The sequence below is a fragment of the Streptomyces sp. NPDC046862 genome, assembly GCF_040704615.1.
Lineage (GTDB): Bacteria > Actinomycetota > Actinomycetes > Streptomycetales > Streptomycetaceae > Streptomyces.
This window is the reverse complement of sequence record NZ_JBEYXP010000034.1, coordinates 89,239-104,947: the sequence shown is the minus strand read 5'-3', so window position 1 is coordinate 104,947 and position 15,709 is coordinate 89,239. Positions and strand designations below refer to the sequence as shown.

At 71.8% G+C, this 15,709-nt stretch carries 12 protein-coding genes and 1 pseudogene; 5 read left to right on the top strand and 8 right to left on the bottom strand.

Annotation, left to right across the window (positions count from 1 at the left end; translation table 11 throughout):
* Window positions 1-133: 133 nt before the first annotated feature.
* On the bottom strand, window positions 134-799 hold the full coding sequence (gene ribA / locus AB0959_RS32395; RefSeq protein ID WP_366830248.1) for a GTP cyclohydrolase II: 666 nt from the start codon (window positions 797-799) through the stop codon (window positions 134-136).
* A 78-nt stretch (window positions 800-877) separates the two neighbouring features.
* Here ribA and AB0959_RS32390 point away from each other — a divergent pair, with 78 nt between their 5' ends.
* Window positions 878-1,651, top strand: a complete 774-nt coding sequence (locus tag AB0959_RS32390) for a creatininase family protein (protein ID WP_366830247.1) — start codon at window positions 878-880, stop codon at window positions 1,649-1,651.
* 119 nt (window positions 1,652-1,770) lie between these two features.
* Here the strand turns inward: AB0959_RS32390 and AB0959_RS32385 are convergent.
* The 5 genes and pseudogenes from AB0959_RS32385 to AB0959_RS32365 form a co-directional block, all read right to left on the bottom strand.
* Window positions 1,771-2,535: pseudogene (locus AB0959_RS32385) on the bottom strand (lysylphosphatidylglycerol synthase transmembrane domain-containing protein); the annotation flags it as partial.
* A 308-nt stretch (window positions 2,536-2,843) separates the two neighbouring features.
* On the bottom strand, window positions 2,844-3,791 hold the full coding sequence (locus AB0959_RS32380) for a class I SAM-dependent methyltransferase (protein WP_366830246.1): 948 nt from the start codon (window positions 3,789-3,791) through the stop codon (window positions 2,844-2,846).
* A gap of 1 nt (window position 3,792) precedes the next feature.
* Window positions 3,793-5,004: a glycosyltransferase family 4 protein gene (locus AB0959_RS32375; RefSeq protein WP_366830245.1), complete on the bottom strand. Its 1,212-nt coding sequence runs from the start codon at window positions 5,002-5,004 to the stop codon at window positions 3,793-3,795.
* A 5-nt stretch (window positions 5,005-5,009) separates the two neighbouring features.
* Window positions 5,010-5,408 carry a 6-carboxytetrahydropterin synthase gene (locus tag AB0959_RS32370; protein WP_366830244.1) on the bottom strand — a complete coding sequence of 133 codons (399 nt, stop codon included), beginning with the start codon at window positions 5,406-5,408 and terminating at the stop codon, window positions 5,010-5,012.
* Between the two features lie 152 nt (window positions 5,409-5,560).
* On the bottom strand, window positions 5,561-6,541 hold the full coding sequence (locus AB0959_RS32365) for a zinc-binding alcohol dehydrogenase (RefSeq protein WP_366830243.1): 981 nt from the start codon (window positions 6,539-6,541) through the stop codon (window positions 5,561-5,563).
* A gap of 107 nt (window positions 6,542-6,648) precedes the next feature.
* Between AB0959_RS32365 and AB0959_RS32360 the strand changes: the two genes are divergently transcribed.
* Window positions 6,649-7,530: a CDP-alcohol phosphatidyltransferase family protein gene (locus tag AB0959_RS32360; protein ID WP_366830242.1), complete on the top strand. Its 882-nt coding sequence runs from the start codon at window positions 6,649-6,651 to the stop codon at window positions 7,528-7,530.
* A gap of 1 nt (window position 7,531) precedes the next feature.
* Here AB0959_RS32360 and AB0959_RS32355 read toward each other — a convergent pair whose 3' ends face one another.
* Complete coding sequence (locus tag AB0959_RS32355; protein WP_366830241.1) at window positions 7,532-8,380, bottom strand: sulfite exporter TauE/SafE family protein; 849 nt, start codon at window positions 8,378-8,380, stop codon at window positions 7,532-7,534.
* A 65-nt stretch (window positions 8,381-8,445) separates the two neighbouring features.
* Here AB0959_RS32355 and AB0959_RS32350 point away from each other — a divergent pair, with 65 nt between their 5' ends.
* The 3 genes from AB0959_RS32350 (at window position 8,446) to AB0959_RS32340 (ending at window position 11,876) form a co-directional block, all read left to right on the top strand.
* Window positions 8,446-9,075 (top strand): DNA polymerase ligase N-terminal domain-containing protein, encoded by a 630-nt coding sequence (locus AB0959_RS32350; protein ID WP_366830240.1) that lies wholly within the window; start codon window positions 8,446-8,448, stop codon window positions 9,073-9,075.
* 6 nt (window positions 9,076-9,081) lie between these two features.
* Window positions 9,082-10,107 (top strand): non-homologous end-joining DNA ligase, encoded by a 1,026-nt coding sequence (gene ligD / locus AB0959_RS32345; protein WP_366830239.1) that lies wholly within the window; start codon window positions 9,082-9,084, stop codon window positions 10,105-10,107.
* A gap of 191 nt (window positions 10,108-10,298) precedes the next feature.
* Window positions 10,299-11,876: a CBM35 domain-containing protein gene (locus tag AB0959_RS32340; protein WP_366830238.1), complete on the top strand. Its 1,578-nt coding sequence runs from the start codon at window positions 10,299-10,301 to the stop codon at window positions 11,874-11,876.
* Window position 11,877: 1 nt separating this feature from the next.
* Here AB0959_RS32340 and AB0959_RS32335 read toward each other — a convergent pair whose 3' ends face one another.
* Window positions 11,878-15,651, bottom strand: a complete 3,774-nt coding sequence (locus tag AB0959_RS32335; RefSeq protein ID WP_366830237.1) for a SpoIIE family protein phosphatase — start codon at window positions 15,649-15,651, stop codon at window positions 11,878-11,880.
* Window positions 15,652-15,709 lie beyond the last annotated feature (58 nt).

Below are 15,709 nucleotides of genomic sequence, written 5' to 3'. Positions count from 1 at the left end.
CGGCCGGGGACGGTTCATGCGGCGGCGCGAGGGCGAGGCCGCGCCCCTGAAAGGGGCGCGGGGCTGTCCTGAATATGCGGCTCCGCCGCGTGGGCGCGAGCAACCACGTTCAACCCGCAGACAGCAAGCAGCCTCAAGAAGAACGAACCGCAGCCTCCAGGTGAGGCAGATAGTGGTCCAACCGCTCCGCCTTGGTCCGCAGATACGCGATGTTGTCCTCACACGGAGTGATCAGCAACGGCACCTGCTCGGACACCTGGATCCCGTGCCGCAGCAACGCCTCCCGCTTGCGCGGGTTGTTCGACATCAGCCGCACCGACCGCACACCGAGATCGTGCAGCATCTCCGCCGCGACCCGGTAGTCACGGGCGTCCACCGGCAGCCCGAGCGCGATGTTCGCCTCCACCGTGTCGAGGCCCTCCGACTGGAGCTTCATCGCCTGCAGCTTGGCGAGGAGGCCGATGCCACGGCCCTCGTGCCCGCGCAGATAGACGAGGATGCCCCGGCCCTCGGCCACGATGGACCGCAGCGCGCTGTCGAGCTGGTCGCCGCACTCGCAGTGCTGGGACCCGAACGCGTCACCGGTCAGGCACTCCGAGTGCAGTCGCGTGAGAATTCCCTCACCTCCGGCGGCACTGATGTCGCCGTACACGAGCGCGACTTGTTCCTCACCGCGGTCCTGGTCGAGATAGCCGACGGCCTCGAAATCGCCGTACACGGTGGGCAGGGGCGCATTCACCACGCGTACGGCACCGGAGGACTGGGCATTCGCGCCGAGTACGTCAACAGTTTCGGTCATGATCTGGTTCCTATCTGGTAAACCGTGGCGTCATGCGAAGATGCCGGAGCATCAACAGACACGAAAGGCCGGGAAAACATGAGCAGTTCGGGAACGCAGCCGACTCCACAGAAGCCGCTGCCGACGGTATCCGCTCTGGTGCCGGCGGACACCACCGAGGACGTACGGGAGCGAGGAGCGGGCGTGGCCCGGCAGGTCGCCGTGCTTCCCGTCGGAAGCCTCGAACAGCACGGTCCGTACCTGCCGCTCGCCACCGACACGCTGGTCGCCTGTGCGATAGCCCGGGAGGTCGCCGCGGCGTACCCGGTGCACCTGCTGCCGCCCGTGACCATCTCCTGCTCGCACGAGCACGCTGCCTGGCCGGGGACGGTGAGCATCTCCGCCGTGACCCTGCACGCCGTCGTACGGGACATCGCGGCCTCCCTGCGCCGGTCGGGTGTCGAGGCGCTGGTGGTGGTCAACGGGCACGGCGGGAATTACGTCCTGGGAAACGTGGTACAGGAATCCACCGCCGAGGGACATCGCATGGCGCTCTTCCCGGCGATGGAGGACTGGGACGCCGCGCGGGAACGGGCGGGTGTCGAGACCTCGCTGCTCAGTGATATGCATGCGGGAGAAATTGAGACCTCCATACTTCTGCATTGCCATCCCGAATTGGTCCGGCCCGGTTACGAAAGCGCCGATCTGCTTGCCGACGACCGCCGTCATCTCCTCTCCCTCGGTATGCCGGCCTACACCGAGTCCGGTGTCATCGGCCGTCCTTCGATGGCGTCCGCCGTGAAGGGCAAGGAGCTTCTGGCGGAGCTGGTGGAGTCCTTCGGGGCGTACTTCTCCGTGGTCGCCTCCTCCTGACGGACCCTCTTCGCGCGCAGGGCCTGATACCAGCGCGCGACCAGTACGAACACGCCGGGCAGGGCGGCCGCGAAGCTGAGCACGCCGTACACCACGGCCACGGTCAGCCCCTGGGAGGCGCCGAGGCCCGCCGCCGCGAACGACCAGGCGGTGACGCCCTCCCGGGGGCCCCAGCCGCCGACGTTCAGCGGCAGGGCCATGGCGAGCAGCGCCAGCACCGCGAGCGGCACCAGTTCGGCCGTGGAGGCGCCGGTTCCGGCGGCCCGGGCGGCGAGCAGGAACGTCGCGACGTATCCGGCGAGCACCGCCACGGACGAGATCACCACGGCGGGCCAGTTGCCGCGGCCGAGCAGGGCGCCACGCGCCTCGACGAGCAGCGCGCGCAGGGCGCGGCCCCGGCGTGAGGGCCCGGTGGTGCGACCCATTCGGACCGCCGCCCAGATCGCGAGCGCGCCCAGCGCGGCGAGGCCCAGCAGGGCGGTGCCCCGGCGGGTCTGGGCCAGCACCGGGGAGGGCTGGGTCAGCAGGACCGTTACGCCGACCATGGCCAGCGCGACCTGTCCCGCGGTCCGTTCCAGGACGACCGCGCGCACGCCGCGCCCCATGTCGCCGGAGCTCTGCCCGTGCCGTACGGCACGGTGGACGTCCCCGAGGACGCCGCCGGGCAGGGCCGCGTTGAGGAACAGCGCGCGGTAGTAGTCCGCGACGGCGGGGCCCAGCGGCAGCCGGATGCCCAGTCCGCGTGCCACCACGCACCAGCGCCAGGCGCTGAACACGGTGGTGACCGCGCCGATGGCGAGCGCGGCGGTCAGGGTCAGGGCGTCGACGCGCCGCAGCCCGTCGAGGAAGACACCGGTGCCGAGCCGCCAGACCAGTACGCCCATGATGGCGGTCCCGGCGAGGGTGCCGAAGTGGGTGCGCAGGGCGCGGAGCACCTTCGCGGTGGGGCGGGCCCCGGCCGCCGGCTGTTCGGCGGCGGGCGCCTCCTGCCGGAGCGGGTCCGGCACGGCCGCCGTGCGCGGATCGGCGTCGGACGGGACCGCCCTGCGCGGGTTCGTGGTGGAGGAGCAGGTGCGCAGGGTCACGTCGGGGAGGGCGGCGTCCGGCGTGCGGCACGTCCGTACCCCACGCGGTGCGACGCGTTCGGCGCCGACCCGTCGATGTGTCTCGACCGCTTCCTCCACCGGCGCGCTCATGACGTCCCGCCCGTCATCCGGGGCAGGGCGAGGAGGTCGCTGTGGTGGACCACCACCCGCAGCTCGCCCGCAGCGCACTGTTCCAGTCGCTGCTCCAGGTACGCCTCGGCGCGCTCCTTGAGCTCGGGGCGCTGTTCGATCGCGGCGCCGACCCAGCCGCGCAGCCACTCCTGCGTCAACGCGGCGTGCTCCGGGCCGAGTTTCCAGGCGCTCGGGTGCAGCCGCACGGTCGCGCCCCGCTCGGAGAAGGCCTCGCAGGCCACGGTGACCGCGTCGGGGCCGAGCAGATCGCCCCGCCGCTGGTGGGCGTTGAAGGCGTCGGCGATCTCGGTGTCCAGGGGGTGCGAGGGCGTGAACTCCACCCGGCCGGCCACGGACAGCGTCAGCAGGACCGGGCAGCCGACGCCCACACAGGCCTCGGCCAGCGCGCCGATCTCGTCCCGGGTGAGGACGTCGAGCAGGGCGGAGGCCGTGACGAGCGAGGCACCGGCCAGGTCTGCCGCCGTCAGCCGCGCGAGGTCACCGCGTCGCGTGGTGACCGTGACGGGGCTGCCGTCGCCCGCCGCACGGGGTGCCCGCGCGGTGGCCAGGCGCAGCAGGTCCGCGTCGTGGTCGTGCAGCACCCACCGCTGGGCTCCGTCGATGCGGGGCGCGAGCCAGCGGCCCATCGAGCCGGTGCCGCAACCGAGGTCGTGGACGACCAGGCCCGTGGCCCGTCCCGGCAGGTTCGCGAGCCGGATGCGCAGCGGGTCGAGGAGGTCGGCGGCGCGGGCGGCGGCGTCGGCGGGCTCACGCAACTCAAGCCACTGGGGCGCGTATCCGTGTTCCTCGGGTGGCGCGCTCGGAGCTGCGGCGGTTCCCTCACCGCGTCCGGCGAGGCTCAGGCTGGCCCCTGTGGAAGCCGAGTCGGCTCCGGTGACCGGAGCGGGTGTCGTCGTACTCATCTCACGCCGCCTTCCGTGGTTCGTGGCGCAGTCGTCCCAGTACTCCGGCCAGGCTGCGGGCCGTCCTGGCCCAGCCGTCCAGCGCGGCCCGGCGGCCACGGGCGGCGGCCTTGAGGCGGCGCCGTACGTCGGCCTCGCCGAACCAGCCGCGCAGTTCGGCCGCGATGGCCGCGGGGTTCTCCGGCGGTACGAGGATGCCGGGCACCCCTCCGTCGGGGGCGCGGCCCACGGCCTCGGGCAGTCCGCCGACGTCCGTGGCCAGCACGGGGATGCCTCGGGCGAGGGCCTCGGTGACGGCCATGCCGTAGGTCTCCGCGTAGGAGGTGAGGACCATGAGGTCGGCGGAGGCGTAGCTGGCGTCGAGTTCGGCGCCGGCCTGCGGGCCCGCCAGGTGCAGCCGGTCCTGGAGGCCGAACCGCTCGATGAGGGCGCGGATGTGGTCGACGTACTGGGGGTCCTGTTCGAGTCCGCCCACCAGCACACAGCTCCACGGCAGTTCGGTGACGGCCGCGAGGGCCTCCACCAGCCGGTGCTGTCCCTTGCGCGGGGTCACCGCCGCGACGCACAGCAGCCGGGAGACGCCGTCGGTGCCGGAGGCGAGGGGCGCGATGTCGGCGCCGGGGGCGGCGACGTGGACGCGCTCGGGGGCGAGCCCGTGGTGGGACACGATGCGTCGTACGGCCCAGTCGCTGGTGGCGATCACGGCGGGCACGGCCCGCAGGGTGGTCCGCTCCAGCGCGTCGAGTTCGGCGGCCTCCTCGGGCTTCAGGCCGGTCTCGTCGGCGAGCGGCAGGTGCACGAGCACGGCCAGGCACAGCCGTTCGGCCTCGGGGACCACGATCTCGGGGACACCGCAGGCGACGAGCCCGTCGAGGAGGACGACGGTGCCGTCGGGCAGGTCCGCCAGGGTGCGGGCGAGTTCGGCGCGGGCGCCCGCGCCGGGCCGGGGCCAGTTGCCGTCGATCATGTGCTTCTCGACCTGCCACCCGAAACCGGGCAGGTCGAGGCATATTCGGCGGTCGTAGGCGTTGCCGCCACTGGGCCGGGACAGGTCGTCGACACCGCCCGGCATGACGAAGTGCACGGAGCGCAGGGACATGGGGAGGATCTCGGCCTTCTTGAGCGCCACGTTCTGGACGGGAACGTAGTCGAGCCTCGCCTGTCCGTCACGGGGTGCCCGGGCAGCGCCGGCCGTCGCCTGGTCGATGGTCATGTCGGTCACAGGCCACGCTCGTAACTCGCCCAGGCGATGTGCGACTCGTGGAGAGTGACGGTGATGCCCGCGAGGCCCTTGGCGCCCTCGCCCATGGCTCCCTTGTGGATGCGCTCGGCGAGGCGGTCGGCGATGACCTTGGCGAGGAACTCCGTCGAAGTGTTGGTGTTCGCGAAGTCCGGCTCGTTGTCGAGGTTGCGGTAGTTCAACTCGCTCACCACGGCCCCGAGCTCCTGTGTGGCCAGCCCGATGTCGACGACGATGTTGTCGTCGTCCAGCTCGGCGCGCCGGAAGGTGGCGTCCACGAGGAACGTGGCGCCGTGCAGGCGCTGCGCGGGTCCGAAGACCTCCCCGCGGAAGCTGTGGGCGATCATGATGTGATCGCGGACAGTGATGCTGAACAACGGACGACCCTCCAGTGCGGTGCGTCTGCCCCCGGCCGGGGCATGCCGTGTAGTACGGCTGGTCCGGACCCGTTGTTCAGACCTCTTTTGCTGTTTCTTTGGAGGTCAGGCTTCCGTTCTGCCTGTTCGGGGCTCCGGACCGGGCGTGTGGCTCATTCGGTGTCGTACAGCACGCGATGGCACAGTCCGGGCAGTTCACCGGACGCGAGTGCGGGCATCACCTCGGGCAGTTCCTCGAAGCGGCACTCCCCCGTGACGAGCGCGTCGAAGGCGGGGTCGGCGAGCAGGTCGAGGGCGAGCGCGAGGCGGTCGGCGTACGTACGGCTGGCGCGCCGTGCCGGGGAGACGGCGCCCACCTGGCTGCTGCGCACGGTGAGCCGCCGTGAGTGGAAGGCCTCGCCGAGCGGCAGACAGACCCGTCGGTCGCCGTACCAGCTGAGCTCGAGCACCGTGCCCTCGTCGCGCAGGAGTTCCAGCGACCGCGCGAGCCCCTGCTCGGTGGCGCTGGCGTGCACGACGAGGTCGCACTCCCCGAGCGCGTCGGCCGGCAGCGCGAAGTCGACCCCGAGCGCGCGGGCGATGTCGGCGCGGGCGGGATCGGCGTCGACGAGTTGGACACGCACACCCGGGTACCTGCCCAGCAGGGCGGCGACGGAACACCCGACCATGCCGCCCCCGACCACGGCGATCCGGTCGCCGATGAGCGGCGCCGCGTCCCACAGGGCGTTGACCGCGGTCTCGACGGTCCCGGCGAGGATGGCACGCGTGGCGGGCACGTTCTCCGGTACGACGGTCACGGTGCTCGCGGGCACGACGTACCGGGTCTGGTGCGGATACAGACAGAAGACGGTCCGCCCGACGAGCTCGACGGGACCCTCCTCCACCCGTCCGACGCTGAGGTAGCCATACTTCACGGGCCCGGGAAACTCGCCCTCCTGGAAGGGAGCGCGCATCGCGGCGTACTGACTCTCGGGCACGCCACCTCGGAAAACAAGCGTCTCGGTGCCCCGGCTCACCCCGGAACACAGAGCCCTCACAAGGACCTCTCCCTCACCGGGCTCATCGGCCGTGGTCTCCCGTATCTCCCCCTGGCCGGGCGAGCGGAGCCAGAAGGAGCGGACTGTGTGTTTCATGTGGGTCCCTCTGAACGGTCGGACGTTTCTCCACGTACGCAGCGGTGGGAGTCGCGCACACGGTACGCGGCGATGATCGACTTTGTCACACGTTCGGAAGGTATGCGGTGGCCCTGAACAACACGTACGACGCACGGCCGTTGTTCCAGGAGACGGCGGTGGGCGCGGGTGCGCAGCTCCTGCTCCTCTCTTTCCTGGGCGCGGCGATCGGGATGGGCCCTGCGGGCTGGCTGACGGGTCTGGCGTTCGCGCTCGCCACCTGGGCGGTCCTGAACCGGGCCCTGCGCCGCACCCGGCCCCGCTCCTTCGGTCCGGCCAACCGCGTCACGCTCGGCCGGGCGATACTCGTCGGCGGGGTCACGGCCCTGGTGGCCGACTCCTTCCAGAGCTCCCCGCCGGTCTCGTTGTTCGTGGGCCTGACAGCCGTGGCGTTGATCCTGGACGGCGTGGACGGCAAGGTGGCCCGCCGCACGGGGACGTCGACGCCCCTGGGCGCGCGCTTCGACATGGAGGTCGACGCGTTCCTGATCCTGGTGCTGAGCGTGTACGTGTCGATGGCGCTCGGCCCGTGGGTGCTGCTGATCGGTCTGATGCGGTACGGGTTCGTGGCGGCGGCGCGGGTGATGCCGTGGCTGAACGGGTCGCTGCCGCACAGCATGGCGCGCAAGACGGTGGCGGCGGTCCAGGGCGTCGTGCTGCTGGCGGCGGCGTCCGGATGGCTCCCGTACGAAGCGACGTTCGCCCTCGTCGCCGTGGCCCTCGGTTCGCTGCTGTGGTCCTTCGGCCGGGACATCGCGTGGCTGCTGCGGACGCGGGAGGAGCGCACGGGTTCGCGTGCCGTGCTGGTGATCCCGTCGACGACGAACGCGGCTGCCGACAGCATGGTGGCTCCGGCGGTTTCGGAGACGGCGTCCGAGGTCGGGGTCGACGTCGCTGCTGTGAGTACACCGGTGCCGGTCCGCCTGGAGGCCGAACTCGCCGTACGGTGACTCAGGCCCGGGCCTGGTACCACAGGGTGCCGGCCAGGCCGAGCCCGGCGAGGGCGATGACGATCCGCAACGGGGTCTCGGGCAGCCGCCGTACGAGCAGGGGTCCGACCCAGCTGCCCATCAGGGCGCCGAGCCCGAGGACCACGGCGGCGATCCAGTCCACCGGCGCCACGACGGCGTACGCGACGGCCGCGGTCAGGTTGGCCGCCCCGGTCGCGATGTTCTTCACCGCGTTCGTCACTGCGAGCGGTTCGGCGGCGGACAGCGAGAGCACCGCCAGCATCAGCACCCCGGCGGCCGCGCCGAAGTAGCCGCCGTACAGGCCCACGAGTAGGACCGCGCAGGTGAGCGGGAGGGTCGGCCGGGCCGATCCGGGCTCCGGCGCCCGTGACACCACGATCCTCCGCAGGGGATCGCGCACCAGGATCAGCACCGAGCCGAGGGCGATGAGCCACGGCACGACCGCCTCGAACGCCGAGGACGGGGTACCCAGCAGCAGAGCGGCACCGACTCCGCCGCCGAGCGCGGCGATGCCCCCCAGCCGTACGAGCCGTTCGCCCTGACCGCGCAGCTCGGTCCGCGAACCGGCCGCCGTGCCCACCGTGTTGGAGAACAGCGCCACCGTGTTGGTCACGTTGGCGGCGACGGGCGGCAGCCCGACCGCGAGCAGCGCGGGATAGCTGAACAACGAGGCCAGCCCCGCGACCGACCCCGCGAGCCCGGCCCCCACACCGGCCGCCACCAGCATCGCCGCGGAGTCCCACCCCATCAGTCCCTGCCCGCCCTTCGGTCGTTCGTGCGACCGTGCGGTCGACGGCCACGGGTCATCTTCGGGGGCGGGCTGTCTCATATGCAAGATGATGTTCATGTATGCGAACGCGATTCCGAGGGACCCCGCTGGGTACTCGCCCGGACGTGACTGGGAACGACCGCCTCCGGGACTACCGGGGCAAGCGCGATTTCGCCCGGACCGAGGAGCCCTCCCCCGGGCCGGAGCACGAGGGCTCCCCCGACGAGGAGCCCCGTTTCGTCGTGCAGATCCACGACGCGCGACGCATGCACTTCGACTTCCGGCTCCAGGTGGGCGACGTACTGAAGTCCTGGTCCGTCCCGAAGGGCCCGCCCGGTGACCCGCAGGACAGGCGGCTCGCCATCCCCACCGAGGACCATCCGCTGGAGTACGAGGAGTTCGAGGGCGTCATCCCCAGGGGCGAGTACGGCGGTGGCACCGTCATCGTCTGGGAGCACGGCACGTACGAGCCCCTGAGCCACGACCGCCGGGGCCGGCCCGTCCCCTTCGAGGAGGCGCTGGAGCACGGACACGCGACGTTCCGGCTGCACGGCTCGAAGATGCGCGGCGAGTACGCGCTGACCCGGTTCCGCGACGGGCAGGACGGCGGCGAGGAGGCGTGGCTGCTGGTCAAGGCGGGAAAGGGGCACGGCGCCGGTTCGTCCGGCCGGGGTACGCCGGACCCCCGCCGCGCCCGTTCCGTCCGCACCGGCCGCACGCTCGCCCAGGTGGCTGCCGACGGCCCGGAGGAGTGAGCGCCGATGACGACGGGGCTGCTCGGCACGCTGCCCGACGCCCAGCGGCGACTGCTGCGCCCGGCCCGCCCCGGAGTCGAGCTGGCCTCCGAGCCGATGCTCGCCACACTGAGCGACCGGCGCGAGTTCTCCGGCGACTGGATCTTCGAACGGAAACTCGACGGGATCCGCGCGCTGGCCGTCCGCGAAGGGGACCACGTCGGCCTGTACTCCCGGTCGGGCAACCGCATCAACGCCACGTACCCCGAGATCGTCGACGCGCTCGCGGCCCAGGAGTGCGAGGACTTCACCATCGACGGGGAGATCGTCGCGTTCTCGCACGGCCGCACCGACTTCTCCCGCCTCCAGCAACGCATGGGCCTCACCCGGCGCAGTGACGTCGAGGCCAGCCCCGTCGCCGTGACCTACTACGTCTTCGACGTGATGCGGCTGGACGGCGCCGACACCAGGCAACTGCCGCTGCGCACCCGCAAGTCCCTGCTGCGCCGCGCTCTCACCTACCGCGCCCCGCTGCGCATGACGACGCACCGCAACGAGGGCGGTGCCGAGCTGCTGGACTCCGTGTGCGCCCGCGACTGGGAGGGGCTGATCGCCAAGCGCGCGGACAGCCGCTATCAGACGCGCCGTTCCCCGGACTGGCTGAAGCTGAAGTGCTCCCGGGGCCAGGAGTTCGTCATCGGGGGCTTCACCGAGCCGGCCGGCAGCCGCGTCGGGTTCGGCGCCCTGCTGCTCGGCTACTACGACAGCGGCCGGCTGCGGTACGCGGGGAAGGTCGGTACGGGCTTCGACCACCGCACCCTCGTCGAACTGCACCACCGCCTGGACGGGATGCGCACGCAGACGTCACCCTTCGCCGACCGGGTCCGCGAGCCGCGCCCCCGGTGGACCGAGCCGGAGCTGGTCGCACAGATCGCCTTCACCGAGTGGACCCGGGACGGGATGCTGCGCCATCCGCGGTATCTGGGACTGCGGGACGACAAGGCGGCGGCCGAGGTGGTCCGGGAACGGCCGTCCGGCGGCAGGGCCGCGTGAGCCGTCTGTTCACTCGGACATGAGCATTTGATTGTTCATGTGTGTGAATAAGAATCATGTATATGTCTATTGACGTGTCCGCGGCAGCAGCTTAGCTTCCGGAGAAAGCGCTTACTCCGCCCGATGCGGCACCTGTGCGTCTGCTCTCTTCCACAGACCTGACCAGACCTGACCAGACCTGGGAGGCAACGATGCAACTGAGACCTGCCATCGCGACCGCCGGACTGCTGACCGGCACGCTCGTCGTGCTCTCCGGCAACACGGCGCAGGCCGCGACGACCCGCTACGAGGCCGAGACCTCCCCGGCGGTGTGCACCGGCACCATCGACTCCGACTGGTCCGGCTACTCCGGCAGCGGGTTCTGCAACGCCGACAACGCGACCGGCGCCCACGCGCAGTTCACCGTGACCGCACCCGCGTCGGGCACGGCGACGCTGAGGGTCCGCTTCGCCAACGGAACCACCACCGCACGACCGGCGAGCCTCATCGTCAACGGATCCACGGTGCAGACACCGTCGTTCGAAGGCACGGGGGCCTGGTCGACCTGGGCCACCAAGACCCTGACCGTCCCGGTGAACGCCGGCAGCAACACCATCCGGCTCAGCCCGACCGCCTCCGCCGGGCTCCCCAACCTCGACTACCTCGATGTCGAGGTGAGCGGCGGCACCACCCCGCCGCCGTCGAGCAGCGCGCTGTACGTGGCGCCGAACGGGACCGACGGCGCGGCCGGTACGGAGTCGGCCCCGACGACGCTCACCTCGGCGATCAGCCGGATCACCCCCGGCGGGACGATCTACCTGCGCGGCGGCACCTACCGCTACGCGCAGACGGTCACCATCCCGGCCGGCAACAACGGCACGTCAGGTGCCCGCACGAAGCTGTCCGCCTACCCGGGAGAGACGCCGGTCCTGAACTTCTCGGCGCAGAGCGAGGATTCGGCGAACCGCGGGCTCGCCGTGAACGGGTCGTACTGGCACGTCTACGGCGTCGTCGTCGAGCGCGCCGGTGACAACGGGATCTTCGTCGGCGGCAGCAACAACGTCTTCGAGCGCACGGTGACGCGCTACAACCGGGACACGGGACTGCAGCTCTCTCGGATGGCCTCCAGCACCCCCAAGGACCAGTGGCCGTCCAACAACCTCATCCTGAGCGCGGAATCGCACGACAACGCCGACTCCGACGGCGAGGACGCCGACGGCTTCGCCTCCAAGCTCACCACCGGCCCCGGGAACGTCTTCCGTTACACCGTGTCCCACAACAACATCGACGACGGCTGGGACCTCTACACCAAGTCGGACACGGGAGCCATCGGCCCGGTGACCATCGAGGACTCCCTCGCCTACGACAACGGCACCCTCAGCGACGGCTCCCAGGCCGGCAACGGCGACCGCAACGGCTACAAGCTCGGCGGCGAGGACATCAAGGTCGACCACGTCGTCCGGCGCAGCATCGCCTACCGCAACGGCAAACACGGGTTCACCTACAACAGCAACCCCGGCACGATGACGGTGTCGAACAACATCAGCGTCGACAACGCCCAGCGCAACTTCAACTTCGACGGCGGCACCTCGGTGTTCCGCAACAACACCTCGTGCCGCGGCGGAAGTGGCACGAACGACCGGATCATCGGTGACGCCGACAGCTCCAACCAGTTCTGGTCCGGCACGAACGGCTCGCGGTGCTCCTCGTACGCCGGTGCTCTGCGCTGGTCCTTCGCCTCGGACGGCCGGCTGGTCGTGACCTTCGGGGGCAGTGCGGTAACGCCCTGACTCACGCGGACCTCCGGGCCCCGGCCGGCCCGGAGGCCGGCCGGACGGTGGTGAGGACAGCGGTCCCGGCGACGTCTTCGGACGCCCGGGCCGGGACCGCTGCCAGCAGGGCCGTGTCGTCGTCGACCCGGCCGGGCGTGGCCAGCAGACCGAGGGCCCGGCCGATGATCACGTCCGGGGTGAGGCCGGGGTTCGCGGACACGGAGACGGACTCGGAGGCGGCCCCGGAGGAGGGCACCGCGTCGCGGCAGGCTCGGCGCAGGGCGGCGAGCCGGTCGTCGAGGTCGGTGGTGTGGTGCTCGACCAGGCCGTCCGTGAACAACAGCAGGCCGCTGCCGGGCAGGAGACGGGTCACGTGGTCGGTGGCGTCGTCGCCGGTCACGCCGAGTGGGCTGCCCGGGGCGAGATCCAGGTACTCGGTCCGGTTCCCGGCCACCAGGAGCGGGGGAAGGTGACCGGCGGACGCGTAGCACAGCCGGTGGGCACCAGGCTCGTACACGGCGTACAGGCACGTGGCGAAGCGGTCGCTGTCGAGGGCACGGCAGTGGGCGTCGAGGCGAGCCAGTACCTCGCTCGGGGTGGCGCCTTCCAGCGCGTAGCTGTGCAGCGCCGACCGCAGGCTCCCCATCACGATGGCGGCGTCGACGTCATGGCCCATGACGTCCCCGATGGCCAGCCCGACCGCGCCCCTGGGCAGGTGGACGACGTCGTACCAGTCGCCGCCCACCTCGGCACCGAGGGCGCCCGCCCGGTAGTAGGAGGCGGTGGCCACTCCGGGCACCTCCGGCAACGCCTGCGGCAGCAGGGCGCGTTGCAGGGCGACGGCGAGACGGCGCTCGTTCTGGTAGCGGGTGGCGTTGTCGTAGGCCACGGCGATCCGGCTGGTCACCGACTGCAGGAAGGTGCGTTCGTCCTCGGAGTAGGAGCGCCGGCGCCGGGCCACGGCCAGGGCGCCCAGTGTCCGGCCGTGCGAGGTCAGCGGCAGGGCCAGGATCCGGCCGCCCGCGGCCTCCTGCGGTGCGCAGCCGCCCTGCGATGCGGGGCCAGCCCGTGGTGCGGAGCCGCCCTGTGTTGCGGAGTCACCGCGTATGACGCGCGCCACCAGCTCGGCCGGCCGGTCGTCGGCCGGGGCGGCGGCCGGGGCGGCGGCCGGGGCGGCGGCCGGCGAGGTGTACACGACGTTGTCCGCGTTGTCCGACGTCCGGTGCGTGTCCGGTCCCAGGGTCTCGATACGCACCTCGTCGGCGAGTTGGGGGACGAGGAGTTCACCGGCCGTCTCCAGGACCTGCCGGGGTTCGAGACTGCCCGACAGCCGCAGTCCGGCCTCGGCGAGGGCGGCCAGCGCGGTGGCGTGTTCGCGCGTCTCGGCGAGGATCCGGCCCCGCAGGCGTGACAGTTCCAGGTTGGCCCGTACGCGGGCGAGCAACTGGCGGGACGAGAACGGCTTGGCCAGGTAGTCGTCGGCGCCCGCCTCGATGCCCTGGACGGCGGCCTCCTCGCCGGCCCGGGCGGTGAGCATCACGATCGGCAGGTGGGAGGTGCGCGGGCCGGACCGGAGCGCGCGGACCAGCTCGAAGCCGTCCATGCCGGGCATCATCGCGTCGGTCAGCACGAGGTCGTACGGGTTCTCGACAGCGGCCGCCAGGGCCGTCCTGCCGTCGGGCACGAGCCGGACGTCGTACTGGGTGTGCAGGAGGTCGTACAGGTAGTCCCGCATGTCGCGGTTGTCGTCCGCGATGAGGACCCGGGGGCGGGGGCCCCGGGCCGGAGGCGCGTCGGTGGGCGTGTCGGTGGGCGCGTCGGTGGGCGTGTCCTCCTCGGTGCGGGCCGGCGGTCGTGCCGCGGTGGCCCAGCCGCGCGCCTCCTCCGCGTAGGCGGTGGCCTGCCGGGAGGGGCGGGGCGCCGCTTGCGGGTGTGCCGGGACCGCCGTTAGAGGGTGTGCCGGGTCCGTCGCGTGCGGGTGTGCCGGGCCCGTCGCGTGCGGGTGTGCCGGGCCCGTCGCGTGCGGCCGGGGCAGGTGCTCTGTGCCGAAGGGGATCTCCACCGTGAAGGTGGTGCCCTGGCCGGGGCGGCTGCTGACGTCGATGGAGCCACCGTGCTGGTGCACCAGATCCTGGACGAGCGCCAGGCCTATGCCGCTGCCCTCGTGCGAGCGGGCCCGCGTTCCGCGCACCTGGTGGAAGCGCTCGAAGAGCCGCGGCAGTTCCTTCTCCGGTACGCCTATGCCGGTGTCCGACACCGTCAGCCGCACCCGGTCGCCGACGGCCGACGTGGTGACCCGGGCTCCGCCGGACAGGGTGAACTTCAGCGCGTTGCTGAGCAGGTTGAGGATGATCTTCTCGTACATCTCCCGGTCCACGTGCACCGGTTGCGGCAGCGGCGGGCAGTCGACGTCGAGCGCAAGGCCCGCGGCCTCGAAGACCGAACGGAACATCCCGGCCAGTTCGGCCGTGAGGGCCGACAGGTCGACCGGTTCGAAGTCGCCCTCCAGGGCCCCGGCTTCGGCGCGCGTGACATCGAGCAAGGTGTTGACCAGTTTCAGAAGCCGCAGGGCGTTGCGTTCGGCCATCTCCAGCCGTCTGCGCACGTCGGGTCGCTGCTCCTGCCCCAGCGCGTCCTGGACGGGGCCGAGGAACAGGGTGAGCGGCGTGCGCAGTTCGTGGCTGACGCCGGCGAAGAACGCCGTCTTGGCCTGGTCCAGCTCCATCAGGGTCTCGGCGCGTCGGCGCTGTTCCTCGTGCGCGAGCGCGGCCGACAGCGCGGCGGTGACGGCCCGCGCGAGGATGTCGAGGAAGTCACGGTAGCCGCCGGCCAGGGGAAGCAGCGGGTTGATCCCGGCGACGAGTACGCCGTCGAGCCGGTCGCCGTTGCTCAGCGGGAGGGCAAGCGCCTCGGCGGGTGTCGGGTCGGAGAGCGTGCCCGGGGCCGGGTCGCGGGCCCCGTCGCCGGCCGTCCCGGGCGCGCCCGGGAGCGACTCGGCCGGCAGGACGACGGCCGTGCCGTGGGCGAGGTCCGCGGTGACGTCCGCCGGAAGCGCGGTACCGGTGGGAGGCGGATCGCAGGTGGACGCGGCCAGTGCGGGTTCCTCCCTGCCGGAGGTCAGGTAGATGTGTGCGAACGGCAGGTCGTCGGGGTGACCGGCCAGTACACCGGCGATCTCGCGCGCCACCTCCGCCGGACCGGACAGGTCGGTGGTGTGGACACCGACCTCGGTCAGCAGCCGCAGCCGCCGCTCGCCGAGCACGGGTCGGGTGGTCTCCGACACGGAGCACAGCACCCCGCCTACGGAGTCGTCGTCCAGGAAGACGGGCTGGAAGGAGATGTCGAAGTAGGCCTGTTCCAGAAAGCCGTGGCGGATGAGACGGAAGGGTCGGTCGCGGACGGCCAGGGGCCGGCGCCGGTCCACGACGGACTGGAACATGGGGCCGGTGTAGTCGTCCCAGTTCTCGGGGAACAACTGCCCGGCCGGGGCCCCGAGTGCCTTCGGGTGCTTGGAGCCGATGACCTCGGCGTAGCCCTCGTTGTAGAGCAGGACGTAGCGGGGCCCCCAGAACAACGCCATCGGCTGCTCGGAGGTCAGGACGACGCGCAGGGTCTCCACGAGCCGGTGCGGCCACGTCCGGGTGGGTCCGAGAGCGGTCCGGGCCCAGTCCGTCGCGGCCAGCACGGCGCCGAACGGCCCGCCCTGGGCGAAGGCCCGGGCCGCCTCGTCGTGCTCTCGGCACCCGTCTCGGCGTTCGTACCCGTTGCCGGGGTTGTGCATCTCGGACGCCATTTCCGCTGTTTCCGTTCGTCCTGCCTGCGGCTTTCTCTTTACGTGGGTGGTGGTTCGC